Annotated in this window: 19 protein-coding genes and 1 pseudogene; 5 read left to right on the forward strand and 15 right to left on the reverse strand. The window is 43.3% G+C overall.

Translation table 11 applies throughout. The features are described from left to right. Positions 1 to 14: 14 nt before the first annotated feature. The 4 genes and pseudogenes from AB4484_RS19710 to AB4484_RS19725 all read right to left on the reverse strand — a co-directional run. Positions 15 to 491, reverse strand: a pseudogene (locus AB4484_RS19710) (2OG-Fe(II) oxygenase); the annotation flags it as partial. 236 nt (positions 492 to 727) lie between these two features. Beyond that, positions 728 to 1,492: a YdiY family protein gene (locus tag AB4484_RS19715; RefSeq protein ID WP_372079931.1), complete on the reverse strand. Its 765-nt coding sequence runs from the start codon at positions 1,490 to 1,492 to the stop codon at positions 728 to 730. Between the two features lie 191 nt (positions 1,493 to 1,683). Further along, positions 1,684 to 2,580 (reverse strand): hypothetical protein, encoded by an 897-nt coding sequence (locus AB4484_RS19720; protein ID WP_372079933.1) that lies wholly within the window; start codon positions 2,578 to 2,580, stop codon positions 1,684 to 1,686. 232 nt (positions 2,581 to 2,812) lie between these two features. Then, a complete protein-coding gene (locus tag AB4484_RS19725; protein ID WP_009845448.1) occupies positions 2,813 to 3,529 on the reverse strand; it encodes a GntR family transcriptional regulator in 717 nt (238 codons plus the stop codon). Positions 3,530 to 3,846: 317 nt separating this feature from the next. Here AB4484_RS19725 and mngA point away from each other — a divergent pair, with 317 nt between their 5' ends. From mngA to manA, 4 genes are all read left to right on the forward strand, one after another. Continuing rightward, positions 3,847 to 5,781 carry a PTS 2-O-a-mannosyl-D-glycerate transporter subunit IIABC gene (gene mngA / locus AB4484_RS19730; RefSeq protein WP_372079935.1) on the forward strand — a complete coding sequence of 645 codons (1,935 nt, stop codon included), beginning with the start codon at positions 3,847 to 3,849 and terminating at the stop codon, positions 5,779 to 5,781. A 236-nt stretch (positions 5,782 to 6,017) separates the two neighbouring features. Then, the gene (mngB, locus tag AB4484_RS19735; RefSeq protein ID WP_372079937.1) at positions 6,018 to 8,657 is read left to right on the forward strand and encodes a mannosylglycerate hydrolase; all 2,640 of its coding nucleotides are present in this window, start codon (positions 6,018 to 6,020) and stop codon (positions 8,655 to 8,657) included. A 45-nt stretch (positions 8,658 to 8,702) separates the two neighbouring features. Further along, complete coding sequence (locus AB4484_RS19740) at positions 8,703 to 9,869, forward strand: glycerate kinase (RefSeq protein WP_372079939.1); 1,167 nt, start codon at positions 8,703 to 8,705, stop codon at positions 9,867 to 9,869. A gap of 2 nt (positions 9,870 to 9,871) precedes the next feature. After that, on the forward strand, positions 9,872 to 11,059 hold the full coding sequence (manA, locus tag AB4484_RS19745) for a mannose-6-phosphate isomerase, class I (protein WP_372079941.1): 1,188 nt from the start codon (positions 9,872 to 9,874) through the stop codon (positions 11,057 to 11,059). Between the two features lie 230 nt (positions 11,060 to 11,289). Here the strand turns inward: manA and AB4484_RS19750 are convergent, their stop codons facing one another. From AB4484_RS19750 to AB4484_RS19760, 3 genes are all read right to left on the reverse strand, one after another. After that, positions 11,290 to 11,580 (reverse strand): putative quinol monooxygenase, encoded by a 291-nt coding sequence (locus tag AB4484_RS19750; protein WP_372079943.1) that lies wholly within the window; start codon positions 11,578 to 11,580, stop codon positions 11,290 to 11,292. A 193-nt stretch (positions 11,581 to 11,773) separates the two neighbouring features. Continuing rightward, a complete protein-coding gene (locus AB4484_RS19755) occupies positions 11,774 to 13,147 on the reverse strand; it encodes an endonuclease/exonuclease/phosphatase family protein (RefSeq protein WP_372079945.1) in 1,374 nt (457 codons plus the stop codon). Between the two features lie 279 nt (positions 13,148 to 13,426). Then, a complete protein-coding gene (locus tag AB4484_RS19760) occupies positions 13,427 to 14,569 on the reverse strand; it encodes a fatty acid desaturase (RefSeq protein WP_050620701.1) in 1,143 nt (380 codons plus the stop codon). 167 nt (positions 14,570 to 14,736) lie between these two features. Between AB4484_RS19760 and AB4484_RS19765 the strand changes: the two genes are divergently transcribed. After that, positions 14,737 to 15,282, forward strand: coding sequence for an N-acetyltransferase (locus AB4484_RS19765; protein ID WP_050644159.1), 546 nt, complete (start codon positions 14,737 to 14,739; stop codon positions 15,280 to 15,282). A gap of 167 nt (positions 15,283 to 15,449) precedes the next feature. On the opposite strand, the gene AB4484_RS19770 is transcribed toward AB4484_RS19765, so the two are convergent. The 8 genes from AB4484_RS19770 to AB4484_RS19805 all read right to left on the reverse strand — a co-directional run bounded on the left by AB4484_RS19770 (position 15,450) and on the right by AB4484_RS19805 (position 24,031). Next, on the reverse strand, positions 15,450 to 16,475 hold the full coding sequence (locus AB4484_RS19770) for a GGDEF domain-containing protein (RefSeq protein ID WP_372079956.1): 1,026 nt from the start codon (positions 16,473 to 16,475) through the stop codon (positions 15,450 to 15,452). 254 nt (positions 16,476 to 16,729) lie between these two features. Next, entirely contained in the window at positions 16,730 to 17,665 is a 936-nt protein-coding gene (gene ylqF / locus AB4484_RS19775; RefSeq protein ID WP_029405588.1) for a ribosome biogenesis GTPase YlqF, read from the reverse strand. A gap of 169 nt (positions 17,666 to 17,834) precedes the next feature. Next, complete coding sequence (locus AB4484_RS19780) at positions 17,835 to 18,149, reverse strand: cytochrome c (protein ID WP_372079948.1); 315 nt, start codon at positions 18,147 to 18,149, stop codon at positions 17,835 to 17,837. Between the two features lie 335 nt (positions 18,150 to 18,484). Further along, a complete protein-coding gene (locus AB4484_RS19785; RefSeq protein WP_372079950.1) occupies positions 18,485 to 19,174 on the reverse strand; it encodes a helix-turn-helix transcriptional regulator in 690 nt (229 codons plus the stop codon). Between the two features lie 95 nt (positions 19,175 to 19,269). Beyond that, positions 19,270 to 20,151, reverse strand: coding sequence for a hypothetical protein (locus tag AB4484_RS19790; RefSeq protein ID WP_372079951.1), 882 nt, complete (start codon positions 20,149 to 20,151; stop codon positions 19,270 to 19,272). Further along, positions 20,141 to 22,633, reverse strand: a complete 2,493-nt coding sequence (locus AB4484_RS19795) for a fimbria/pilus outer membrane usher protein (RefSeq protein WP_372079953.1) — start codon at positions 22,631 to 22,633, stop codon at positions 20,141 to 20,143. The genes AB4484_RS19790 and AB4484_RS19795 overlap by 11 nt, the downstream gene beginning before the upstream one ends. After that, positions 22,617 to 23,303: a molecular chaperone gene (locus AB4484_RS19800; RefSeq protein WP_050634208.1), complete on the reverse strand. Its 687-nt coding sequence runs from the start codon at positions 23,301 to 23,303 to the stop codon at positions 22,617 to 22,619. The genes AB4484_RS19795 and AB4484_RS19800 overlap by 17 nt, the downstream gene beginning before the upstream one ends. Positions 23,304 to 23,305: 2 nt before the next feature. Next, the gene (locus AB4484_RS19805) at positions 23,306 to 24,031 is read right to left on the reverse strand and encodes a molecular chaperone (protein WP_372079958.1); all 726 of its coding nucleotides are present in this window, start codon (positions 24,029 to 24,031) and stop codon (positions 23,306 to 23,308) included. Positions 24,032 to 24,096: the final 65 nt, after the last annotated feature.

Consider the following 24,096-nt stretch of genomic DNA (forward strand, 5'->3'; position numbering starts at 1 on the left):
TTTATATTTGATCAACTGTCGAGTAAATCTCGGTAAAACGCTTGGAAACTTGGCGCGGCTAAATAACCTTCAGATCGGCTGTCTAACATTGCTCCACCACGGTTAAGCACTATACCATATGGTGGGCGCAGCGGGATTTGAGCGTTAGAGACCGCTTCCAAGTAGTCACGCAACTCAGCAAGGCGTTCAGCATCAAAGAACTGGAACTTAAATACTCCAGGAGAGATCTCTTTGAGCAAGTCTTTTACCGCGATTTCTTTCGTTGGATTTTGCCAAGCTTCTCTGACAGCTTCACGTAGGCGGGCATCTAACAGCGAATCATCGAAATCCAATTGGCTGCCTTCTGCACTTGCTTCCCATTCTTTCCAAGCCTCGCTGAACAAGCCCTTATTGTTGTCCCAAAACTGTTGTACAGAAGGAGCTCGTTGAAGCATCGCTTCTCGTGTCGGTAAATCGATGGCGCGTGCGCGCTCTAGTTGATTAGATAACATAATGTGTTCGCTCCTTTTGTTTGCTTGCGACCAATCTATTACACCAAGGTTTGTAGATAAACGGGGCGCTGGGCAAAACAGAATTAACGTTTTCTATATAATCAAATTGCGGCTTGGCGGCTCTGCTTAAGTAAATAAGCGGCAGGAATAGTTAGTGATGAACAAATTAAGGAGTGATGGAGAAGATTAGGACGATCACGCAAATCCTTTTGCATGTTCGATGGGGGAAGCGTTAATTAGAAGTCATAGTTGAGGTTCATTGAGCTGTAGATTTCGGCATTACTTTGGTCTGATGCAACAGTGGTGTTGTAGATGTATTCGGTATCAAAAGTCAGAGCCAAATTGCCCATCAGAATGTTCTTTAGATAGCCTTTCAGGTTGTAGTTCGTGTTTTCTTCACCATAAGCCATGTTAGCCGTGGCACCCATAGAAAACGTTTCAGTGAGCGTTAAGGAGCCATCGATACTGGCATTGGCAATAAGTTCGTAGTTTTCTTTGTTTGGGAACTCTTCATCGGAGGATTGGCGTTTACTGATTCGGTAACCCGGGCCAGCGGAGCCTTGAAGTTTGATTCTTTCAGTATCATAAAAGTGGCGACCCAATCCTGTAGCCGTTATAAATTGCTTACGATAAGTACCAAAGTGGTCGTGTTCAAAACGGGTTGTCGCGACCAAATAGGTGACTTCGTTCAAGTCATAGCTGATGCCATAGTTGGTGGTATAGCGATTGGTACCGTCTTCATCGTTTTCAGCATCGGTATAGTAGGTATCAAACTGAACTCGTTGGCCCCAGTTCTCTTTTTTGTAACCAACAGAGATTCCAGAGTTGATCGACAAGGATGAGCTGGTGTTTTGCGAGTATATAACCCCGAGCTTGGTCAGGGTCGTAAAAGGGGATTCTTCAGCTTCTTCTTGTACCTCAGAACGTTCGCTTAATACGATGTCGTCCTCGAGTACCACTTCTTCAACCTCTTCTCCAGCCTCTTTTCCAAATATAGGCATAGAGAACGCGATGAGAAATAAAGGTAGCTTTGCTAGGGAGCGTGTGTATGAAACTGTGTTGGTTAATGGGCGCGTTGTTTGTGAGATAGCGTGTGTCGACATAATGGTTTGGTATATAAGGTGATTGAACACGACGAACGCAAGGCTAGTCGTGAAGAGTCGTCAATGATTGAATCGAAAATGCGTGTGAGTTATGACGCCATAGGCAAAGGCGAAAAAATCGTTTTTATCGCTGAGAAACCGTTACCTCGATGAGGATTGAAATCTTCAATGTGGACAAAGAATTCAAGTATCTCAGAGGGTTTATCGTCTTCGATTAACAAGAACTCGAGTAGCCCTTGTTCGACATGGCATGAAACGATGGTTTCGCTCGATTGATCAGCTGAAATCTGATCAACATTGATCACAACGCTCGTCTCGGGTAACACATTGAAAGCATCTTGCGCGCACTTAAGAATACAGCTGCAGACATACTCTCGATATAAGGCATTGCTTTCAGAAAGAGACATCGTTTCAAGCTTCACTTCTCCTTGGCACAATACCTTTTTTTCTTTAGGGATCACGTTGTGCTTATTAACCTGAATGTTGATTTCTAGCAGGTGACCATTCTTATAGGTATTGAAGTTATGGTTAATCAGCTTAGTGTCGACTACCGCGGCGTTAATCGAGTTCTGTTGAGCTTCGGAAAGGGCTGATAGTTTTGCTTCACTATCGTTGTTTAATATACCTTTCGATAATTGATTGCCCTTGGCCCAGTAGCTGTAGCTTTGAACCCAATGTACAAACTCTGTCTTATATTGCTCGATGTCTTGTTCGGCGGCACGCTCGATATTATTGGTGAGGGTGTACAACTTCGACTTGTTGCCTAGCAGAATATCTAGCCAGTTAGGTTTGTACTCATCGAGAGCTTCCATGGCTTTGACTTTATGATCGAATCGAACCGTTGGCATTGTCGGCGCAGGTTCCATCGCAATCGACTCCCAATTCATTTTTGGGGTCGGAATGGTATGCACGGATTGGATTAAATGGAGGTGCTGATTGAATAAGCTCACTTCACTTACAGCGTCCTCAAGTTGTTTGGTATTCATCTACATTCCTGTCGACTGTTGTTCTTGTAATTTGGCGCTTAGTTTATGGTCAAAGCGCCAGAACAGTATTTAAATGAATGTGAATGATCTTTCGTGAGGTTACTTGATATTGGTTTAGGAATATTTGGGGAGGAAAGTTGGGTTTATGATTGAGTTAACAGCATAGAAACACAGAGAACAAGGCGCTCTCTGTGTTAGTCATTTTGCTATTATAGAAACTCGTTGAAGAGCATTATCTCTGGCGTCTTGCGACCAAAGTAAATCGGTAATCGTTAGACGTGAAGTAGTTGCGGCTGTATTCAAACACCGTGTTATTGGCGAGGTAACCGCGAGTACGTTTTTCAATGATAGGCTGAGCTGGGTCAATACCTAACTGTTTAGCAACGTCTTCAGGTGGAAGAATCGGCACCAGTTCTTGCTCACTTCGATCAATCACCATGCCTTTGGTGTTCTCAATAAAGTCGTATTTTGATGTCTGCATCACTTGATAGGTGAGATCTGGGAATAGGGCAACAGGTAACCAAGTTTCTTCAACCGTGATTGGATTGTTGTCTATGAAACGAACACGTTTTACGTAGAAAACCAATTCGCCTTCTTTGATATCTAAATGTTCAGACATCGCCAAAGAACACGGCTTCATTTCAAAGGCCAGAACTTCACTGTGTGTAACCACATCCAAATGCGCCCACTTTTCTTGAAAGCTCGACTGTTTGTAGATGTCGTAATTGATCTTGTTCTCTTTGACGTAAGTGCCGCTGCCTTGAACGCTTTCAAGCTCATCGTTTTCGATCAGTAGTTTCAGCGCTTGTCTAACCGTTACACGACTTACCGAGAATACTTCACGCAATTGCGCTTCTGTTGGGAGTGCTTCTCCAACTTTATATTCTCCAGAACTGATCTTTTCTCTTATTGCATCGGCGATTTGGCGATACATAGGGAGTCTTGCCATTTTTGCCTCATTTGTGCGCTAGGACAACTAGACTTTGATTAACAACCTGTACCTTAAATACGTAAATTTGCTCTATATAAGCCTTGCTTTAAAGGTTAGTGTGAGCGTCGTATCGGCGTTTTGTAGTACATATAATACAAATTAAACGATACATAACAAGCTTTCTTAAAGGATTTACCAATACGATTTAAATGCAAATTGAATACAAATATGTATTGATGAGATCGTGATCACGGATTAAATGTCTTGAAGTTGTATTATTCTTCTCGTCGACAGGGACGACTGTCGTACTAATCCGTGACTATGGGACAAAGGTTATGAAACTTACTACTCTAACGAATAAGTCGCTCGTAAATCTGCAAACTACGTTTAGCAGTCGAGAAGAAGCGATTTACGCACTTGCTGACCAACTGGATCAGCAAGGCAAACTGCATAACAAGCAAGAGTATCTTGATGCAGTATTTGCTCGTGAAGAGCAAGGCCCGACAGCGCTTGGTGAAGGCCTAGCAGTACCGCATGGCAAGACTGACGCGGTTAAAGAAGCTGGCTTCGCTGTAGCAACACTAAAAGAAGACATGAAATGGAAAGGCTTGGATGAAGACGAAGATGTAAATCTTATCTTCCTAATTGCGATTCCAAATGCAGAAGCGGGTTCTACCCACATGCATCTGCTCACTGCATTGACAACTACATTGGTTGATGACGATGTTCGCGAAGCGGTATTAAAAGCGACAACCGCTGAAGAAATCTTTGCGCTTCTTGATGGCGACAATCAACAAGAAGAAAAACAAGACAACTTAGATACAAATGCGCCGACAATTGTATGTGTTACTGCTTGCCCTGCTGGCATTGCTCATACTTATATGGCGGCAGAATATCTTGAAAAGGCGGGCAAAAAGCTTGGCTATAACGTGCATGTTGAAAAACAGGGCGCAAACGGTATTGAAGATCGCTTAACGGCTGAGCAATTAAACAATGCAGTGGCTTGTGTATTTGCTGCTGAAGTTGCGATTAAAGAATCTGAGCGCTTTAACGGCATTCCTCGTGTAGAAACGCCAGTTGCAGAACCGATTAAACACGGTGAACGCATTCTAAACGAAGCAATTGAAGAGTCGAAAAAAGGTAACGGTGCAGAGCGTAAAGTTGCTACTGATGACAAACCTAAGAAAGTGCCACTGAAAACAGAGCTCAAACAAGCACTGCTTTCTGGTATTTCTTATGCGGTTCCTCTTATCGTTGCTGGTGGTACTGTGCTTGCGGTTGCTGTTCTTATCGCGCAAATTTTTGACCTGCAAGAGCTCTACGCAACAAAAGATTCTTGGCTATGGATGTATCGCAAACTAGGTGGCGGCCTACTGGGTACATTGATGGTGCCAGTACTGGCAGCTTACACAGCTTACTCATTAGCAGATAAACCGGCACTTGGTCCTGGTTTTGCCGCAGGTATTGCAGCAAACATCATTGGCTCTGGTTTCCTAGGCGGTGTTGTTGGTGGTTTGATTGCTGGTTACGTGATGCGTTGGGTAAAAGAGCATGTTCGCTTAGGCCCTGCGTTTAACGGCTTCCTTACTTTCTACCTTTATCCGGTGATCGGTACTTTGGTGGCAGGTAGCTTGATGCTATTTGTTATCGGTAAACCTGTAGCGTTCCTAAACCAAGGTCTAACGGACTGGTTGAACGGTATGTCAGGCACCAATGCGCTGTTATTGGGTGCGATTCTTGGTCTGTTTGTATCATTCGACTTAGGTGGTCCGGTAAACAAAGCCGCTTACGCATTCTGTTTAGGTGCAATGGCGAACGGTGTTTATGGCCCATACGCAATCTTTGGTTCAGTAAAAATGGTATCAGCGTTCACCGTAACGGCTTCAACCATGATCGCTCCACGCCTATTTAAAGACTTTGAGATTGAAACCGGTAAATCTACATGGCTACTTGGCCTAGCGGGTATTACCGAAGGCGCAATACCAATGGCGATTGAAGATCCAATCCGTGTAATCGGCTCATTCTTACTAGGATCAGTGGTTACAGGTGCGATGGTTGGCGCGGCAGGTATTGGTCTATCAACTCCGGGTGCAGGTATTTTCTCTATCTTCTTGTTACACGATTCAGGTTTAGGCGCATTCTCTGCTGCTGCAATCTGGTTCGGTGCTGCGATTGTCGGCACAGTGATTTCAACTGTTACTCTTCTGATGTGGCGTGGTCATGCTGTAAAAAAGGGTAAGTTTGAAGCAAGCACTGCAACACAGAACTAACTGAATTTTGAGTTAGCTCCTAACTCACTGCGAAATCAATATATAAAAAATAACAAACAACTGGCTGTCCTAAATACCTGTGCTCCTAACGGTTTTATTCACACAGATTCTGGGCGTGGTTTTCTGCACCCTAATTTTAGTGGCAGCCAATTTTAACCCCTTGAAAAACTTTAATTTAGTCGTATTTGGGTTCGAACTTTAGTTTTACTCGAAGCGACACATTTAGGTAAATGATTATGACTACATCACGCGTACATATTACTCCACACATGCACTGGGATCGTGAATGGTATTTCACAACAGAAGAGTCTCGCATTCTTCTTGTGAACAACATGGAAGAAATCATGAACCGTCTGGAGAGTGATCCAGAATACAAATACTACGTTCTAGATGGTCAAACCGCCGTTCTAGAAGATTACTTCGCAATCAAACCAGAAAACACTGAACGCGTAAAAGCATTGGTTGAAGCGGGCAAGCTGATTATTGGCCCTTGGTATTCTCAAACCGACACAATGCAAGTTTCTGGTGAGTCAATTGTACGTAACATGATGTATGGCATTCGTGACTGTATGAAGTTTGGCGATGCAATGAAGATTGGTTACTTACCAGATTCATTCAGCATGAGCTCACAGCTGCCAATGATCTACAACGGCTTCGACATCACTCGTGCAATGTTCTGGCGTGGTTGTTCAGAGCGTCATGGCACTAACAAAACAGAATTCTTATGGCAGTCTAATGACGGCAGTGAAGTGACGGCACAAGTGCTTCCGCTAGGTTACGCGATTGGTAAATACCTTCCACAAGACGAAGAAGGCTTGCGTGCTCGTTTAGATAAGTACTTCCCAGTGCTAGAAAAGCCATCGGTGACTAAAGATATCTTGCTACCGAACGGCCACGACCAAATGCCGATTCAAAAAGACATCTTTGAAGTAATGGATAAGCTTCGCGAAATCTACCCAGATCGTGAATTCTCAATGAGCCGTTACGAAGAAGTGTTCGAGAAAGTAGAAGCGGCGCGCGACCAACTCGACACAATTAAAGGCGAGTTCAACGACGGTAAATACATGCGTGTTCACCGTACGATCTCTTCTACGCGTATGGACATCAAACTGATCCACGCAGAAATCGAAAACAAGATTGTAAATATCTTAGAACCGCTAGCGTCTATCGCTTGGACATTAGGCTTTGAATACCACCACGGTTTGATTGAGAAAATGTGGAAAGAGAGTATGAAGAACCACGCTCACGACTCGATTGGTTGCTGCTGTTCAGACAAGGTTCACGCTGAGATCCTAAACCGCTACATCCTTGCGGACGACATGGCGACCAACCTGATTCACTTCTACAAGCGTAAGATTGTTGACCACATGCCAGATCGCGAAGGTTGCGACAAACTGGCGATGTTCAACCTTTCTCCATACGAGCGTGAAGAAGTGGTTAACACGACTATCACTATCCGTGCACAAGAGTTCTCTATCTTTGATGAAAACGAAAACCCTGTTGAGTACTTTATCCAAGACAAGCGCCAAATTGACCCAGGCAAAGTAGACCGTCAAATCGTTCATTACGGTAACTACGACCCGTTTATGGAGTTTGATATTCAAATCAAACGCACTGTGCCAGCGATGGGCTTCACCACGTTGCACATCCAAGGTAACGAGAAGGGTGCAGTAAAAGTTGCAGAACAAAAAGACTACTTACTAGAGAACGAGTACTACCGAATCAATGTAAACGACAACGGTACTCTGACTATTTTCGATAAAGAGACAGAGCAAGTATTCGACCAAGTCCTTCGTTTAGAAGACGGTTCTGATGACGGCGATGAGTACGATTACTCTCCATCTCGTCAAGAGTGGTTACTGTACTCAGACGAATTCCCAGTCGAAACTTCGATTGATCACCAAGGCTTCCAATCGGTAGCGAACATCGCTTTACGAATGAACGTGCCTGCAAACCTTAAAGAGCGTGAAGAACGCACGGGTCAAAACGGATTCGTTGAAGCGCAATGCCAAGTGGTATTGAAGCAAGGTTCTCGCCGCATTGAAGTCCGTATGGAGCTAGATAACCAAGCCGACGACCACCGTGTACGTGTGCTAGTACCAACGCCATTCGTTTCTGAAACTGTGGTTGCAGATAACCAGTTCGGTTGTATTACTCGACCAACCAATGATCCAGCAATGGCGGTTTGGGAAGAAGAGAAGTGGAAAGAAGCACCGGTTCCGGTTTACCAACTGATGAACTTCGCTGCATTAGAAAACGGCAAAGCGGGCATGGCGATTATGTCGAATGGCCTACGTGAATTTGAAGTGATTGCATCTCAAGGTGACGAAAACCGAGATACCTTCGCACTGACACTATTCCGTGGTATCGGCGTGTTGGGTAAAGAAGAGCTATTGCTTCGTCCGGGCCGTCCATCAGGCATCAAGATCCCGACACCAGATTCACAAGTGCGCGGCAAGTTAGTGTGTGAATTCACACTGTGTGGCTTCTCTGGTAACCACATTGACGCGAACATCATGGCGCAAGCACGTGACAATGTCACTCAAATCGAATGCTACAACAAGATCCCTTACAACGCGATGAAGCTAAACGTGGGTGAGCAGAACCTACCTATGAGTTTTAGCCTTCTGTCTAAGCAACAATCAGGTGCGGTACTGAGTGTACTGAAGAAAGCGGAAGACGAAGATGCACTGATCATGCGTGTCTACAACCCGGCAGAAACAGGTTCAGTGTCAGATTCAATCTCCTTCACTCAAAACGTTTCAAGCTGGAAAGAAACAAGTATGGATGAGCGCGTACGCGAAGGTGATGTCGCAACTGAAACCTTCGGCCAGCTGGCATCTTGCCAAGCAAAAACATTCCAAATCAAATTCTAATTATAATCACCCACTCACCTTGGTGGGCGGGAATGGTGAACGACAATGAAAATTGTAATTGCCCCTGATTCATTTAAAGAATCACTCGACGCTCATCAAGTTGCGTCTTGTATTGAGCGTGGATTTGCTGACGTTTTTCCTCGCGCAGAGTTTGTGAAAATGCCACTCGCCGATGGCGGAGAAGGCACGGTAGACGTGTTGCTAGACGCGCTTAATGGTAAGAAACAACGGCTGCATACGACGGATCCAATCGGACGTGAATGTACGGCTTACTGGGCATCCTTAGAGCAGGCTGTTGATGGACAAAAGGTAAAAACTGCCTTGGTGGAGTTTGCCCAAGCATCGGGTTTAGACCGATTAACCGTAGAAGAAAGATCACCTCTTACAGCATCATCTTACGGCACTGGGTTGTTGATTAGAGATGCCCTAGATAAAGGCGTGGAACAAATCATCATTGGTCTGGGCGGTAGTGCCACCAATGACGCGGGTGCTGGCATCTTACAAGCGTTGGGAGGCAAGTTATTAGACAAGCAAGGCAACGAGCTATCTGCTGGCGGCGCCGAGTTAAGCCAGTTAGCGAGCATCGATCTTGATGGACTGCACCCTAGATGCAAAGAAGTGACGTTCGTGGTCGCATGTGATGTGAATAATCCACTGTGTGGTGAAAGTGGAGCAAGTGCCGTGTTTGGTCCACAAAAAGGGGCTTCACAAGCTCAAGTTGAACAACTTGATACTGCGATCGGTCACTTTGCCGATATCGCTCAAACACATACGGGTACAAATCATCGCGACACAGCTGGTTTTGGTGCGGCTGGTGGTACACCTCTGGGGTTAAGTCTTGCATTCAATATCCAAATTAAAGCGGGTATTGAGATGGTATTAGATGCTTTGGATGCAGATAAGGTTCTTGAAGGTGCTTCGCTGGTCGTGACCGGAGAGGGGCAGATGGACAACCAAACCCTGCAAGGTAAAACACCTTTCGGTATCGCTCAGAGAGCTCAAAAGCTGAGTATTCCAACCATTGGAATTGCGGGCTCTTTGGGACAAGACGTTGAAAAGCTTTACGATTCAATGTCTAGCCTATTTGGAACCGTACGTTCACCTCAGTCTTTAGACCAAGTTTTATCAGAAGCGAATCAAAACCTGACTCGCACTGCCCGTAATATCGCCGCCACGCTCAAGCTTGGCAGCCAGATTTTTAATGAGAAGTAATTATGTCTCTATTTAAACTCGATAACGTTATTCAAAATTACGCATGGGGAAGCAAAGACTCCATCAACCAACTGTTTGGTATTGTGAACCCAAACCAAGAACCTCAAGCAGAGATTTGGATGGGTGCTCATCCAAATGGTTGTTCAAAGGTAGGCGATACCGGTGAATCGCTTTCTCACATGATTGATGAAAACAAAATCGATGTCTTAGGCGGGTACACGGCGGCACGTTTTGGTGAATTACCTTTCCTGTTTAAGGTGTTGGCCGCTGAAACTCCGTTATCGATTCAGGTTCACCCGAACAAGCGAAAATCAGAATTAGGTTTTGAGCGAGAGAATGCACTTGGCATCCCTTTGAATGCGTCTAATCGTAACTACAAAGATCCAAATCATAAACCTGAGTTGGTTTATGCGTTGACCTTTTACAAAGCGATGAATGGCTTTCGTCCAATCGACGATATTATTGCTTTGTTCGAAGAAGCGGATATTCCTTCGTTAGCGATTGAACTTAATGTACTAAAAGCCAATGCCGACAGTGATTCTCTGAAGTCTTTCTTTAGCGCCATTATTTCTCTTGAAGGTGACCGCAAAGCGTCTGCGCTTAATGAGCTTTATGCTGCACATACGCGACCAGCAAAAACGGTCATGGGACGAGAAGCTCTGCAATACAGCATTGAGTTCAAGCAGTATTATCCAGGTGATATTGGCTTATTTGCGCCATTAATGCTTAACACGGTTGAACTGGCGCCGGGTGAAGCGATGTTCCTATTCGCAGAAACCCCACATGCTTATGTTCAGGGCACAGGCTTGGAGATCATGGCAAACTCAGACAATGTGCTGCGTGCCGGTCTCACACCCAAATATATCGATGTCCCTGAGCTTATCGACAACACGATCTTTGAGCCGATTAAGCCAGAAGATATTCGTCTTAAGCCTGTATTGAAAGAGGGCAAGATGAGCTATCCGATTCCGGTGGATGACTTTGGCTTTGATATCTTGTCTGCGACTGATGAGAGCAAGTCACAGTATTTACGTAGCGCGGAGATATTGTTCTGTGTGGAAGGAGAGGCGACCATAACCTCAGAAGGTCGTACAGTTTCTCTTAAGCCCGGAGAATCGGTCTTTGTAAGTAGTAATTCAAGTGTTTACCAATATCAAGGGAATGGCATTTTGGCTCGTGCTTTTAACTAGTGCCCCCGTGCTAGCGATCAGCAAAAGAAATGTCAGAGTGCCACTGTAAAGTGGTACTCAATATTGGATTGATGGTTGTTACCTATCTGTCTTTGACAGTCATGATTATTGACCATACCCGCTACTCTGGCGGGTTTTTTCATGATTAGAATGAGCAAATATAAGCCTGTTGAAAAGACAAACCCTGCGATCAGAGCAGGGTTTTTATTGAATCAGTACTGAGTGACTGGTTAAGCAATGTGCGTCATTTTATTAAGCACAAAGGTTTCAATACAACCTTCAGTAGCAGCCATGTAGTCAGCGATGTGTTGGCTCGCTAAGTGTTTCTCTAGATGAGCTTCAGACTCCCAGTTCTCATGAAAAACGAAGTGAGCAGGGTTACTGTTGTCTTGGTGCAGATCGTAGTTAATACAGCCGTCTTCAACACGGGTTTTATCGATCAATTTAATCATCTCAGCTTTTACAAACTCAGTTTTGTCTTCTTTAGAGACGATCGTTGCAATAATAGTCAGTTTGCTCATTTTCAATTCCTTCGCTTTAAACTCGGTAAGTCTAAGTAATATAAGTATAAATTCAGACTGAAGAAAGAGTTCTGAAATCCAATAACTATGGTTCTCGGCATCCACAATTCACGTTTGAGGTGGTGAAGCTAGTTAGGGGCATTAAAAAGCCCTCATAGCAATACAAGGGCTTCTTAGCTCTCAGTTGAATAGCTTAGTTACTGAAGTCCGCTTTCACCCAGATCATACGGTGATCAGATGAAATTTCTTTACTATCTCCATTAGAGTCAGGGATTCGAGAATCAAAGATTAAAGTACGGCCATCTTCATTTGTGGCAGGCCAGTATACTCCGGAATCAATGATGTTCATCGTCGCTGATGGTAGTGCGTAATCGACCGCTAAACCAAAATTTGAAGTAATGCGACTTGGTTGTGGATGCTGTAGTGGTTTATCAGCAGCATACTCTGCTGCGCCATCACTTGTAGGGTATAAACTTCCGTTGGTGACTTCTTGGTTAACTAACGAGTCGTTATGCAAGTCTTGCATTACAGAACTAATACCGTCGCCATCGACTGGGTCTAGGTTTTGATCGCCCATCATGACAAAGTGTTTACCTTGCTCTAAGCCGCCAGTTTTTCCTGAGTCGTCATAGATGAATGACTTGTTTTGGATGTATTGGTGCCAGAAGTCTACTTCTGCTGCGTTTTGTTCAATGTTCTTACCTACATCGAAAGCTGGTGGAGTAGGGTGTGACATCAATAAGTGAACGGTTTCTGTACCATCTTTGGTAGGGATTAGGATTGGTGCATCAACGTGGTTCTTTGAAGATAAACGAACTTCTTCCCACTCTTCAGCTGAGTACCATTCATCGCCGCAAACCATACCTGTTGGGAACTTACTAGGATCATCGCAAACAGTGATTGTTGGAATAGTGGCATCTTCGAGATCTTTCCATTTGAATTCTTGGAATGTACGAGTGTTGGCAGTGTCTATCTCATATTTGGACATCAGAGCAAACGCGTATTGACCATGGTACAAACCGAACCCCCAAGCATCTCCAGGTAATGTGCCCGCGTTGCCGTCGTTGTCTAGGTCAAAGCCAAATTCGTTCAACAAACCTGTATTGGTAGAGTAGCTTTCAAAATATGGGTATGAAATTGGCTCTAGGTTCGCGTCGCCACCAGCACCTTCAATGCTTTGAGCAACAGATAGGTAGTTCTTTTGAAAACCTTCTAGCGCTGACTTATCAGTACCTGTCCCGTCGTTGTTAAACTCAGCCATCATTAGCACATCAGGACGATTCTTTTGAATCACGGCTGCTACGTTGCGGATTTGAATAACTTTCGCTGCAGTTTCTTTGTCAGCGTCATCAATCGTGTTATCCAAATAATCGGTCACTAATTTTGTTTGAACGCTTGGTTCAATCTGCATTTCCGTTACAAGGTCTTGGAAGGTGGCGCGATCAAAAGACAAATTGTAAGTCGCAATCTTTACTTCCTCAGGTTGAACGTAATCTGTGTCACTGCTGCACCCGATCAAAAGTGCAGAAGATATGGCGAAAGCGATAGATGTTTTTAACAATTTCATAAAGTGGGTCCGCTATTTGCTGAAAGAAATTTGGGACGCGCATGTTATGAGATGGATATCATTCTGTAAGTGACACTCGTCACAGGTAAGGCTCCAAAATGACATGTTGTTGCATTGAAAATGTGACATTTGGAACTAGTGTCTTTTATCAGAATAAAGACTTGAAATTCATGGGTTTAATTAGAGCTTTGAATTAAAAAAGCCCTCATAGCAATATGAGGGCTTTTGAATAAGAATCAAACTGTGTTGTTACTGGGGTGTTAAGCGTACTGTTTTACCTTAAGCATATTGTTCCACTGTCATTGCCCAATTTTTCTTCTGTTGTTCGAAATTCATTTTGATTTGCTGATAACGAACCTTAAGAACTGAGTGTTCGTACTTCTTCACAACGTCTTCGCGCTTACTTTCAAGTAGCTGCTTTTTAACTTCGTAATACTCGTTCATGTTTGATACTAGAGCATCAAACTCTTGTTGAAGCTTCTCCGCGATTTGTTGCTTGTCGGCACGATGCATGATTTTTTGCTGGGTGCGTTTAAGTAACATTGACGCTTCAGCTTTCTCGATACGAGCTTGAGGGGTTTTCTTAAGCTTACTTGCCAGTCCCATCAACGAAGCACTCTTGATCAACCACTTTGTTGGATCGTATTGCCACCAGTAGATGCCGTTACGGTAGTCGTTCTCAAAGATGTGGTGGAAGTTATGGTAGCCTTCGCCAAAAGTTAAAACCGCTAACACACCGTTATCACGGGCTGTGTTTTTGTCGGTAAAAGGTTGACTACCCCAGATATGAGCAAGAGAGTTAATGAAGAATGTTGTGTGGTGGTTAAGTACCAAACGAACCGCGCCTACGATTAACAACATGCCAAGTACGTCACCGTAAATAACACCTAAAGCGATGGGAACACCGAAGTTCATTAGCAATGCCAACAGAACATAGTGCTTGTGCTGCCACATAACAATCTTGTCTTTTTTAAGGTCACGGCAGTTTTCGTAGTTTTCGTACATTGAAGTGCTGTAATTACGAATCATCCAGCCAATGTGTGAGTACCAAAACCCACGTTTTGCAGAGTATGGGTCTTTGTCGTTGTTATCGACATGCTTATGATGGACACGGTGATCAGAAGACCAGTGTAGCGCGCTGTTCTGCAGGGCAAATGCGCCACCTAAAGCAAACAGGAATCTTAGGCTTGAATGCGCTTCAAACGCTTTGTGTGACCATAAGCGGTGATAACCCGTCGTGATTGAAAGGTTACAGAACGTAAAGCAGATTGCTAGCCATATCCAGTGCTCCATGCCATAGCCAAAAAAGTAGCCATAAACGGGAGCAGCTACAACAGCAAGCAGCATACTAAAAGAGAACACAAAAATATTGAGCCAGATTAATGGCGGCTTTTTTGTAGATTGTTTGTCGGCACTATTCATTAGCAAATTTCCAATTGGGCTTACATCTGTGCGCTAGAATATCAGCGTACACGTGTAAGTCAATATTGAAAGTGTAAACGTGTATTAGTATGTTTTGCTTAAATATTGTATAAAGGTAGTGTGAAATGTAGTAGCAAGTCATAAATGGAAGTACTAAGGGCTAATAAATGGAAATTAAGGTAGCTGAATATAAAGATTATGAGCGGATTGCCCAATTACACGCGGATAGCTGGAAGCTATATTACCGTGGCATTCTTGCTGATGATTACTTAAAAAATGATGTTTTGGAGGACAGATCTGTTATTTGGCAGACTCGTTTGATTAATCCTCCTTTTAACCAACATGTTTTATTGCTTGAAGAAGGCGGTTTACTGGTTGGTTTCGTTTGCGCGTTTGGTAATCACAACTTTGAGCGTGGCACGTTCATTGATGCATTACACGTAGACGATAATTATCGCGGTCGAGGTGTAGGCAAGCGTCTGCTGTCTGAATTATCGAAGTGGTTGCAGCAATACTATTCGGACTCAGGGCTCTACCTAGAGGTGATGTCTGAGAACCACCAAGCGATTGCTTTTTATGAAGCGATTGGTGGTAAAGAAGAGCTCGAGCAAGTTTGGAACGCACCATGCGGCAGCCAAGTGAACGAGAAAGTGATTTCTTGGAACTCTCCCGTTGAACTTGAACAGAAAACAGCAAGCGTCGTGTATTCTTAGTCGATTCTTGTTGAATACTGGTTTTTGCTAAGTAGCAGGTTCTTAGCGAAGCTATTTTAAAGCAGAAGAACAAAGACAAAAGCCCCGAGCATTAAGTTGCTCGGGGCTTTTTGATTCGGTCTATGGTCGTTTTAATGATTAGCAAAGGCACGTGAAATATTGTGTGATTAATCACACCATGTGATCTTATTCCTACCGTCTTTCTTCGAAATGTAGAGTGCTTGGTCGGCGTCGTCGATAAGTTGCTCGACAGAGCCAAGGGCCTGAGGTGCATATTTTACACCGATTGAAATCGTTACTTCTAATCTAAGACGAGCAGGGGATTCTAAAAGGGAATTAACCAGCGATTCAATTGAAGCCTCGGTTTCTCCTTGGACCATCACCAAAAACTCTTCACCGCCGTATCGAAAGCAGTTACTGCTGGTCGGTAGTCGTTTTTGAATCTCATCGGCCAGTTCTTTAATCACCATGTCGCCCATTTGATGGCCGTAGGTGTCGTTAATCGATTTGAAATGATCAATATCTATCATGATCGATGTAATGGATAGCTGACGCTCTATGCTCGGTTCTATAACCTGATGAAGATAAAGGCGATTGTAGCAGCCCGTGAGCGCATCTTTATAGGAAAGCGCTTCAAACATATTGGATTGTTTGCGAAGCTGAATCGCTTGTTTTCGGAGTTGTTCTGATTGTGCAAAGCGTTTGTGTACTTCTAAATCACGTCTAATACAGGCTGCTGAAATTAAGATATATGCGGACACATAAACAGAAATTGTCTCTATCTCATGAGTAGGCTCTGCTGCATAAAGTAGTGGCGTTAAGCCAATGATATAAGTGGCGAAGACAAATGAAAGTGTTGTAATACTGTACTTGGCAGATAACCTAGAAAATGTGCCTATGTAGATCATCACTAGAACAATGCCACCTTGGTAATCGAAATTCCCAAGGTCGATCGCTAGTCTGCCAACATAGACTAAAAACAATGAGCTAATGACAAGAAAGGCACTTTCTACGAACTCTAAAACGTTAGGTTTGTTTTTTATACAATATTGAGCGACGGCCATCATCACCAAGAACAAGATGATACGAAAGACGATAGGTGTGATGCACTCTGCACCGAAGTGAATATAGTCCGTGACAATAAAAGCACAGAATATTGAGATCGGGATGTAGATGAAATTTATGTACGGCAGATAAATTTCGTTGTCGAAATAGGTTTTAAATCGCTGATTTTTGAACCCAGTATAAGAGCGCATTGAGAAACTAGCCGAAATTGATACACAATAATTTGCGTAGTATGTCACAGTCTTGATGATTGTAAACGAGCATTTCTATAGATTTGTCAGTATGTTAGCTAGATCAACAAAGGAGAGGCACGATATTCACGTCCTACATGAAATAGAACGTGAACATGTTTAGAGGGATATATGAGAGTGATTAATCGCGATTAACGCTTGTTCTTCAAGTAACGCTTACGGCGCTCTTCTTTTTTCTTAATCTGTTGTTCCGCTTTCAGCGCAGCCGCTTCTTCAACTTCGATCAGCTCTTGTGTGATCATTTCAGGTAGCTCAAGAGTTACCTTACCTAAAGTGCCGTTACGCAATTCGTGAAGTAGGATTTCCGAACATTTGTGAATGTCGATATGACCACCGGCACGAAGTGCACCACGCTTACGACCAATTGCTTCCATCAATTCGATGTCAGACTCTGGCAGCTCTTCAATTTGGTAACGCTCTTGCAAAAGGTTAGGGTACTGCTTTGCTAGGTATTCTACTGTGTAGAATGCCACTTCATCGTATTCCATTGCTGTATCTTTTACAGCGCCTGTCGCAGCCAAGCGGAAGCCACTGTGTGGGTTTTCTACTTTAGGCCAAAGGATTCCTGGAGTGTCTGAAAGGATCACGCCATTCTGCAGGTTGATACGTTGTTGACGACGAGTTACCGCAGGTTGGTTACCAGTAACCGCAATCGTACGTCCAGCCAAGCAGTTGATGATGGTCGATTTACCCACGTTCGGGATGCCCATGATCATTGTACGAATGTTCTTGCCCATCTGTTCACGGTGCGGTGCCAGTTTGCGTACTAGCTCCATAACGTGGTTAACTTCTTCTTTTACGCTAGTCGTAATCGCAATCGCTTTAACGCCTTGCTCTTTCTCGAAGTGTTCAATCCAACGTTGAGTCAGTTCAGGATCTGCAAGGTCACGCTTGTTCAACACTTTTACACAAGGCTTATCGCCGCGCAGTGAAGAGATCATTGGGTTTTCACTACTGAACGGGATACGAGCGTCCAGTACTTCGATGATCACATCAACTTGTGGGATAACTTCTTCGATTTCTTTGCGGGCTTTATGCATGTGACCCGGAAACCATTGAATAGACATAGAGATAAACCTTGATAAATATATTTGCTGCACATTGTAAGGGTTGGATGATACGTGTAAAGGTATATCTATCCCGACCTTCAATGAGCTCAGTGAGTTTGCTTGAAGTATAGGCGACTTTTGGTGATGCTTATTTAGCTTATGATCGACCTAATGAAGGTAGGAGCCGCTAATCTTGTGAAGCGTAAAAAGCCGCTATGTCTTTCAAATCTTGATCGTTAAGCTTACTTAGTTGCGCTCGCATCATATCCGCGTAATCGCCCTGCCTATCTCCGTTTTGATACGCTTTCATTGTATTAAAGAGATAGGTTGGATCTTGACCAGAAAGCTTGGGGTAGGAATTATCAGTCGACGGGCTGGTGGGGTTATGACAAAAAACGCAGCTTGGTGATTTCACTTTACCTAGTTCAGGATCGCCAAAATCAGAGGCATGAAGGCTAGAGGAAAGAGCTAATGGTATTAGAGCGAAGGTTAGGTTATGCACGTTTTTACTCTGGTAAAAACATGATTATAAAGCTTACCTTAAGGGGAAGCTCAAGTTCTATTTGCTATAGATGAGCAATTACATATGGTTAAGAGTGAATTTTTGCAGCTTACTAGGAGAGTCTTGTGCAAATTGGAGCAGCTAAGTTTTTTGAAAGCTGTGAGTCATAGAGTCGAAATGTGTCGTGAGGCTTAAGTTTTTGTGACGTGCAGTTGTTGGATCTCAGAGCAGAAACTTGTTAAGGGGGAACTTGCACCAAGCTTTGAAAGGAAACTTTCGTCAACTGTTATCGAGCCTGATAGTGACTCTAATTTACTTTTATATTTGGATTGTAGTTATACTTTGAGCTTTATATCCGGCTGTATAATAGTCTCTAAGCTATTGATAAAATATGCTTTTCTTATTGCTTCTTTGCGGTTTGTTACATTTATTTTTTTATATATATTGTATACGTGCGTTTTTACTGTACTTTCTGAAATAAATAGTTCGTTTGAAATTTCTAAATTTGAATCTCCTCTAATCACGCGCTTGAATATTTGAACCTCTCTTTTCGTAAGGCTAGATAGTATTACTTTCGACTTGAAAGTGTAATCGTGTCTATTAGATAGAATATGTGACATTAATTTTCTCGGTAACCACAAATCGTCGTCACACACTGTTTTTAAACAACGGGTAAGGTGATCAACAGGAGCGTCCTGATAGATGATTCCTTTTATATTAAACAAGTTGAATAATTGCATTACGGTAATACTCTGTCCGGTAATGTCAGCAGGAACATCGTAGACTACCCATTTATTTGATTCTACTTTTGATAAAATGATATTGATATCTTCGATATTTGCTAATAGTAAGTAGCTAATAAGGATGACATCGAAAGTCTTACGGTTACTCGAGCGGCCAATGCTTGTCATACATTCTCTGCTAAAAGAAAAATCACTGTATTTTTCTATTTCGCGCTGAATAAACTGGTTGTTAATACCGTTGTCACCAATTAGGAGCATGTGCTTTAAATTATTTCTATGCATAACTTATCCCGAGCCTGGTAAATCAAGTTTTGATTCTATGACGTTGTGTTTTATAAAATTGAGCTCTGCGGCTTAATTTTTACATAATTGCATAATTATGGTTGCTGTGAAAGTCGAGGTTCAATAGAAATTTGTAATGTATCGTCATATTTCCCTCCTGGTTTGTTCTCTGTTTCACCAATGACAAAATTCAAAGGAATAGGTTGACCAATCGTTGCGGAAAGACGTTGGATTCTCGCATCCAGTTGCTCAAGGTTTATTCTGTCGCTATCGAGGGAAAGTTGGTATGGAATATCCCACTTAGTCTCATTAGATTCATGACGTAGCATTCCTTGATGGGATGATTCGAATACGATGGTATAAGCTGTATTGCTTTGAACCCATAGGTTAGGTGCAGAGCGAATAATCTTGTTTGAATATAATGTCCCTAGATCAAGGTCATAATGTTGTTGGGTCAATCCATAAAAATGAATTTTCGCAGCAGGCGGAACGTTAACCGATACCGGAATGGAACTAGGGCTAATTTCCACTTGTTTACTATCAGAGGTATAAGAAGGCGAGACTTCTAAAAGCCCTCGATAGGTTCCTGACGCTAACCATTGCTTGCTCGGAAATCGCATTTGTATCGTTGCCGAAGGGTGGCTATCGGTTATTGATAAGTGCCATTGATTAGCAACCGGCATGCCAATCTGCCCTGACCACTCAAAGTTGAGTTTGTCTTGGTTCGACCCTTTTAACGAGCGGCTTGTATCGTTAAGCTGCAAAATTAAGCTTAAGTTGCAGGGTTCGCCAATTATGTTCGCATCTATACGGTAAGTGTTTATTGTTGCGAATGTGCCTGCGCTGAAAACATCATATTGTGATTTCGATGAGACGGGTTGAATAGTCAACGCACTAGCTTCACATGCCAATGCCGAAGGTACATGGTTTATGGCAATGAGGAACAAGGATCCCCAAAGTACTTGTTTATTCGACATACACATCTCCTAGTCTTATCAAGTTGTTACTGCGTTCACTGAGGGAAATGATGACTGACTCTTGTTCTTTAGTGTCTAGTACTAATTGATATTTACCTGGCTTTAACCCAGAGATTGCAAATATGCCGTTACGATTTGTAAAGAAGTCAATTGGCAACTGTTTTGCCTCACCAAGGTAATGTGCTACGCCAGCGACAAGTGAAATAGGGTTGTTACTTTGACGATCGAATAGCTTGCCAATAACGGTTAATACAGCATCAGATCCAATCTGGAGTTGGAAGCCCCGTTTATAACCCGGCTTAATCCAAAAAGCGCCATCACCTAAGTCATACCCTGGCGGCAAGTTATCGACCTCGTAACTGATTACTTGGCCATTGTAAGCAACAAGGTCTGGGACCATAGCACTTGCATCTCCTTTAAGATAAACGCGTGCGTGCTCACCGTCTTTTGTGGGATCGATAGCGACGTCATTCTCTTTAAGACTCTTATGTTTGGTGACAATCGCAAATGCTTCGCGTACGGGTCTGCCGACCGTCACAGATGAACCTGCAAAAGCAAGTGCACTACTAATAGTTACGTCGGTACTGTGGTTTCGTGTTTCACCACTAATATCTTCCAGCCGCGAAGCGTGGGTCGCATTCAATTCATAACGGTTTGCCGTATAGTTAATCCCGGCATCCATATCGGCATCCGTCTCTTCGTTAGTAATAACACTCGCAAACGCCGACACCCCTCCTGTGTTACCAATATTATTCTGATAGCTGTAATCTAAGGCGGCTTCATTGAGTTCTGTGGTGTATCGACCGACGACACGAGTTTGTCGACTAAGAGGCCAGCTTATGGTGACAGTCGTGCTGATGTCATCGTCTTCGCTTGCGTTATGCCGATAGTTAACGCGTGCACTCCAGGTGGCGGGAGTATCAAACAGTCCGTCCGATAAACTCGGGCTAATCAGCCAATAATCGTTCTCTTTGTCTATTCCGGATCTGTAATTGAGGGTCATGGCGGCACGTAAAGACTGACCAAGGTAAATGGAGCTGAATGCAGACACATAATGAGTGGTCAAGTTGATATCGATATCGGAAGCATCAAACCCTGAGACCCCAGTAAAATTGTTGGCCAGATATTCATAACTAAAACTCAGTTGTGGGGACAGCGTGTTCGTATTGGAAAACTCCGCATCGAACGCAAATTTGTAAGCGTCGCCAGTTCCAAATGTAGGGTGTTCGCTACGAGAGGCAGTGAGTTCAGTGACGCCCCATGTAGAAGCAAGTAACGCGGTGGCACCATATTGATAAAGATCTTCACGGGTTTGAAAGTTCGTACCCAACGTTAACCAAGGGCTAATACCCACATCAATATAACCATGGAAAATACGCTCGTCGGTTAGGTACTCTAGTTGTCCATTTTGTAATTCAGAAGGCGCTCCATACATGATGCTATATTCGAACTCACCGCTATTGAGCAAGTCGTTACCGGTTGCAATAGAAAACTCGATACGTTCTTCATTCCCGGAGCGGTCGGTGATGACGAGTACAATATCATTGCTACCTTGCGCTAGGGGGATATCACTAAGGTTATAGCTACCAGCGCCGAGGGTTAATCGTTGGACTGCGATCCCATCTATATAGACATCGACATTTGAAGCTCTTTGAAGAGTGAATGATTGATTAGCTCGTGGTCGCGCATTTCTGGTTGGAATGAGTGTGAAATCTCGCGTTAACCCAATACCAAGTATGTCGGTACTGTCTTGAAAAGATTGACCACTGTTGTACATATCGCCGAGGACAAGTCGTGTGCCTTGTTCTGCAAAGTCAATATTAAGACGAGATCCTTCTCTTACGTATCGCGAATCTTGTGATGAGCTGTTTTCTAAATAGGATTCGTACTCAAAGTTTAGAAAACCAATGTTAAGTGCGGAATCGAATTGACCGCGATAGAGATCTTGCCTTGATGAATTCTGATCCACAAATTGGGTCTCATTGGCGGAAAGGGCAAAGTTAACGTACCCACTTAATAAACTTGGTTCGGCATAGTTATAAAAATCATCTGCACCGTTCATAGACAGTTGTTGGGTTAAGCTAAATTCAGGTGGTACCGTCACGATGCATTCTAATGACGAGAAATCGAAACTCAGATTTAATCCTACGCTCTCAAAATGATGCTGAGACAGCATCTCATCGTCTGTCGTGTCATTGAGTTTCCCAATACCTTCTTGAGTTACGACGGAAGAAAGGAGAGAAAGCGTACTTTCCTTCGGTAACAAGATCTCGTTGTTTGCGGTAATGATAATGTCCGCTTCCCCCAGTATGGTGTCACTTATCCTTAGCAAAGAGGTAAGTTGAATATCTCGCCCTGTTGGATTCAAGACCATTTCCTGCCCCCAAGCTGCAGGGCTTAAGGCGGCACAATAAAAAAGTACTAATCCCAAGACATACAAAACTTGCCACATCTTGTGATGGGTTTCAGTTTTCATGCCCATGGTAAGTGCCCATTGGTAAGTAATTTAAAGAAGAAGGGAAAGTAATAGTGGAGTGTGGTGGAATAAACTGCTCACCTAAAGCCGCATGTACTTTTTGGCTCTGAGATTCGAGCCCCGCAAAATGAAGTAACGATGTATAGGTAAATCGTGACCCAGAATTAGTGAGTGTTAATTTGCCTTGTTCATCTATGTGTAATTTTACGTCAGGCTCTAACGAGGATGAGTGAATGTGCAATAACGCATTGTAGTGAACTTGTAAATTGATGCCGGTGGTTAAACCGATAGGTTTATCTATTCTCGCGTTGTTCTGGCCAATATTTACGGTACTGAAACGAATAAAATAACTCTGAGAGGTTTCGAGTGTTCTGTTCCCCAACCATTGTATACGGAATACTTGACGTTCTCCGGGGGCTAACATCGCGGCTGGTGGAAACACAAACATCTCTTCACTCGCTAGATCAGATGTCTCGAACGTGCCATCTGATAAGAAGTTCAAACGACGAACGTTAGCTTCAAGTGGGAGAGCTTGTGTTGAGTTGTTAGTCACAACCAGTTGAGATGCTGCCCGGTGATCGGTGTTGAGTTCGATGACGGTTGGAAACAGTGTTATGCCAAACGCTTGTGCACACAGAAAGCAAGAAATGAGCGCTCCCCAAATATAACGTCTCATTACTATTGATCCTGCTCTATTTCAATCGATAGGGTGTTTACGTCATAATTTTTAAGAGGCTGCATTTCAAAAAAACGCGTGGAGTAGGGAAGGACTAAAGTTCCCGGAATTCGTTTTGCGATTTCTACGCCTTTTAAATAGGTTGAATTTTTACCATCAGATATTTTCCATGTTGTATTGGTTAATCGACCATAACTATTACCACTGTTAAGTACTTCAAGAACCCATTTATTCCTTTTGTCATTTTGTTCGATACTTTTGACTTCTAGCTGAGAAGCCGTGTTCTGAGGTCGGACGTTGATAAGTGTATTAAATTGAAGCAAAAGGCTTACTTGCCCCTGATTGCTGCTAGCCCTTTGGACTTTCACTTGCTTAACAGCAATGCGATACGCCTTAGATTCTGTGATAGAAGGATCGCCTAAATACCGGACCATAATCGATTGTGATCGTCCAGGCTCAATAATTGCGGTCACTGGAATCACTAGTAGTTCATCATCAGCAGGAGTGGTGGTTTCTTTGCCATATTTGTCCATTGTCATGTAGACCGGAGAAAGCTCAACCGTGAGTGGTTCTTGAGATGAGTTCTCAACCCTCATGGTCATTTGAGCTCTTTTGCCAAGCGGTGTCATTTCCATAGACATCGGCTCTACTTTGAACGCATGAGCAGACAAACAAGTGAATGACAATAGGAAAAGAACGATCCATTTATGCATGATCCATTTATGCATGATCCATTTATACATAGCGAAGAGCTCCACATTAAACTTATGTCGTTGATATTGATATTGATATT

The sequence above is a fragment of the Vibrio sp. 10N.261.46.A3 genome (assembly GCF_041472995.1).
GTDB classification, from domain to species: Bacteria; Pseudomonadota; Gammaproteobacteria; order Enterobacterales; family Vibrionaceae; genus Vibrio; species Vibrio coralliirubri.

Coding starts and splice junctions, on each gene's coding strand:
- mngA (WP_372079935.1), top strand. CDS start 3,847: ATGAAACTTACTACTCTAACGAATAAGTCGCTCGTAAATCTGCAAACT.
- ylqF (WP_029405588.1), bottom strand. CDS start 17,665: ATGTCTATTCAATGGTTTCCGGGTCACATGCATAAAGCCCGCAAAGAA.
- AB4484_RS19760 (WP_050620701.1), bottom strand. CDS start 14,569: ATGAATAGTGCCGACAAACAATCTACAAAAAAGCCGCCATTAATCTGG.
- manA (WP_372079941.1), top strand. CDS start 9,872: ATGTCTCTATTTAAACTCGATAACGTTATTCAAAATTACGCATGGGGA.
- AB4484_RS19785 (WP_372079950.1), bottom strand. CDS start 19,174: ATGCATAGAAATAATTTAAAGCACATGCTCCTAATTGGTGACAACGGT.
- AB4484_RS19805 (WP_372079958.1), bottom strand. CDS start 24,031: ATGCATAAATGGATCATGCATAAATGGATCGTTCTTTTCCTATTGTCA.
- AB4484_RS19740 (WP_372079939.1), top strand. CDS start 8,703: ATGAAAATTGTAATTGCCCCTGATTCATTTAAAGAATCACTCGACGCT.
- AB4484_RS19720 (WP_372079933.1), bottom strand. CDS start 2,580: ATGAATACCAAACAACTTGAGGACGCTGTAAGTGAAGTGAGCTTATTC.
- AB4484_RS19795 (WP_372079953.1), bottom strand. CDS start 22,633: ATGGGCATGAAAACTGAAACCCATCACAAGATGTGGCAAGTTTTGTAT.
- AB4484_RS19725 (WP_009845448.1), bottom strand. CDS start 3,529: ATGGCAAGACTCCCTATGTATCGCCAAATCGCCGATGCAATAAGAGAA.
- mngB (WP_372079937.1), top strand. CDS start 6,018: ATGACTACATCACGCGTACATATTACTCCACACATGCACTGGGATCGT.
- AB4484_RS19790 (WP_372079951.1), bottom strand. CDS start 20,151: ATGTCGAATAAACAAGTACTTTGGGGATCCTTGTTCCTCATTGCCATA.
- AB4484_RS19800 (WP_050634208.1), bottom strand. CDS start 23,303: ATGAGACGTTATATTTGGGGAGCGCTCATTTCTTGCTTTCTGTGTGCA.
- AB4484_RS19765 (WP_050644159.1), top strand. CDS start 14,737: ATGGAAATTAAGGTAGCTGAATATAAAGATTATGAGCGGATTGCCCAA.
- AB4484_RS19755 (WP_372079945.1), bottom strand. CDS start 13,147: ATGAAATTGTTAAAAACATCTATCGCTTTCGCCATATCTTCTGCACTT.
- AB4484_RS19750 (WP_372079943.1), bottom strand. CDS start 11,580: ATGAGCAAACTGACTATTATTGCAACGATCGTCTCTAAAGAAGACAAA.
- AB4484_RS19715 (WP_372079931.1), bottom strand. CDS start 1,492: ATGCCTATATTTGGAAAAGAGGCTGGAGAAGAGGTTGAAGAAGTGGTA.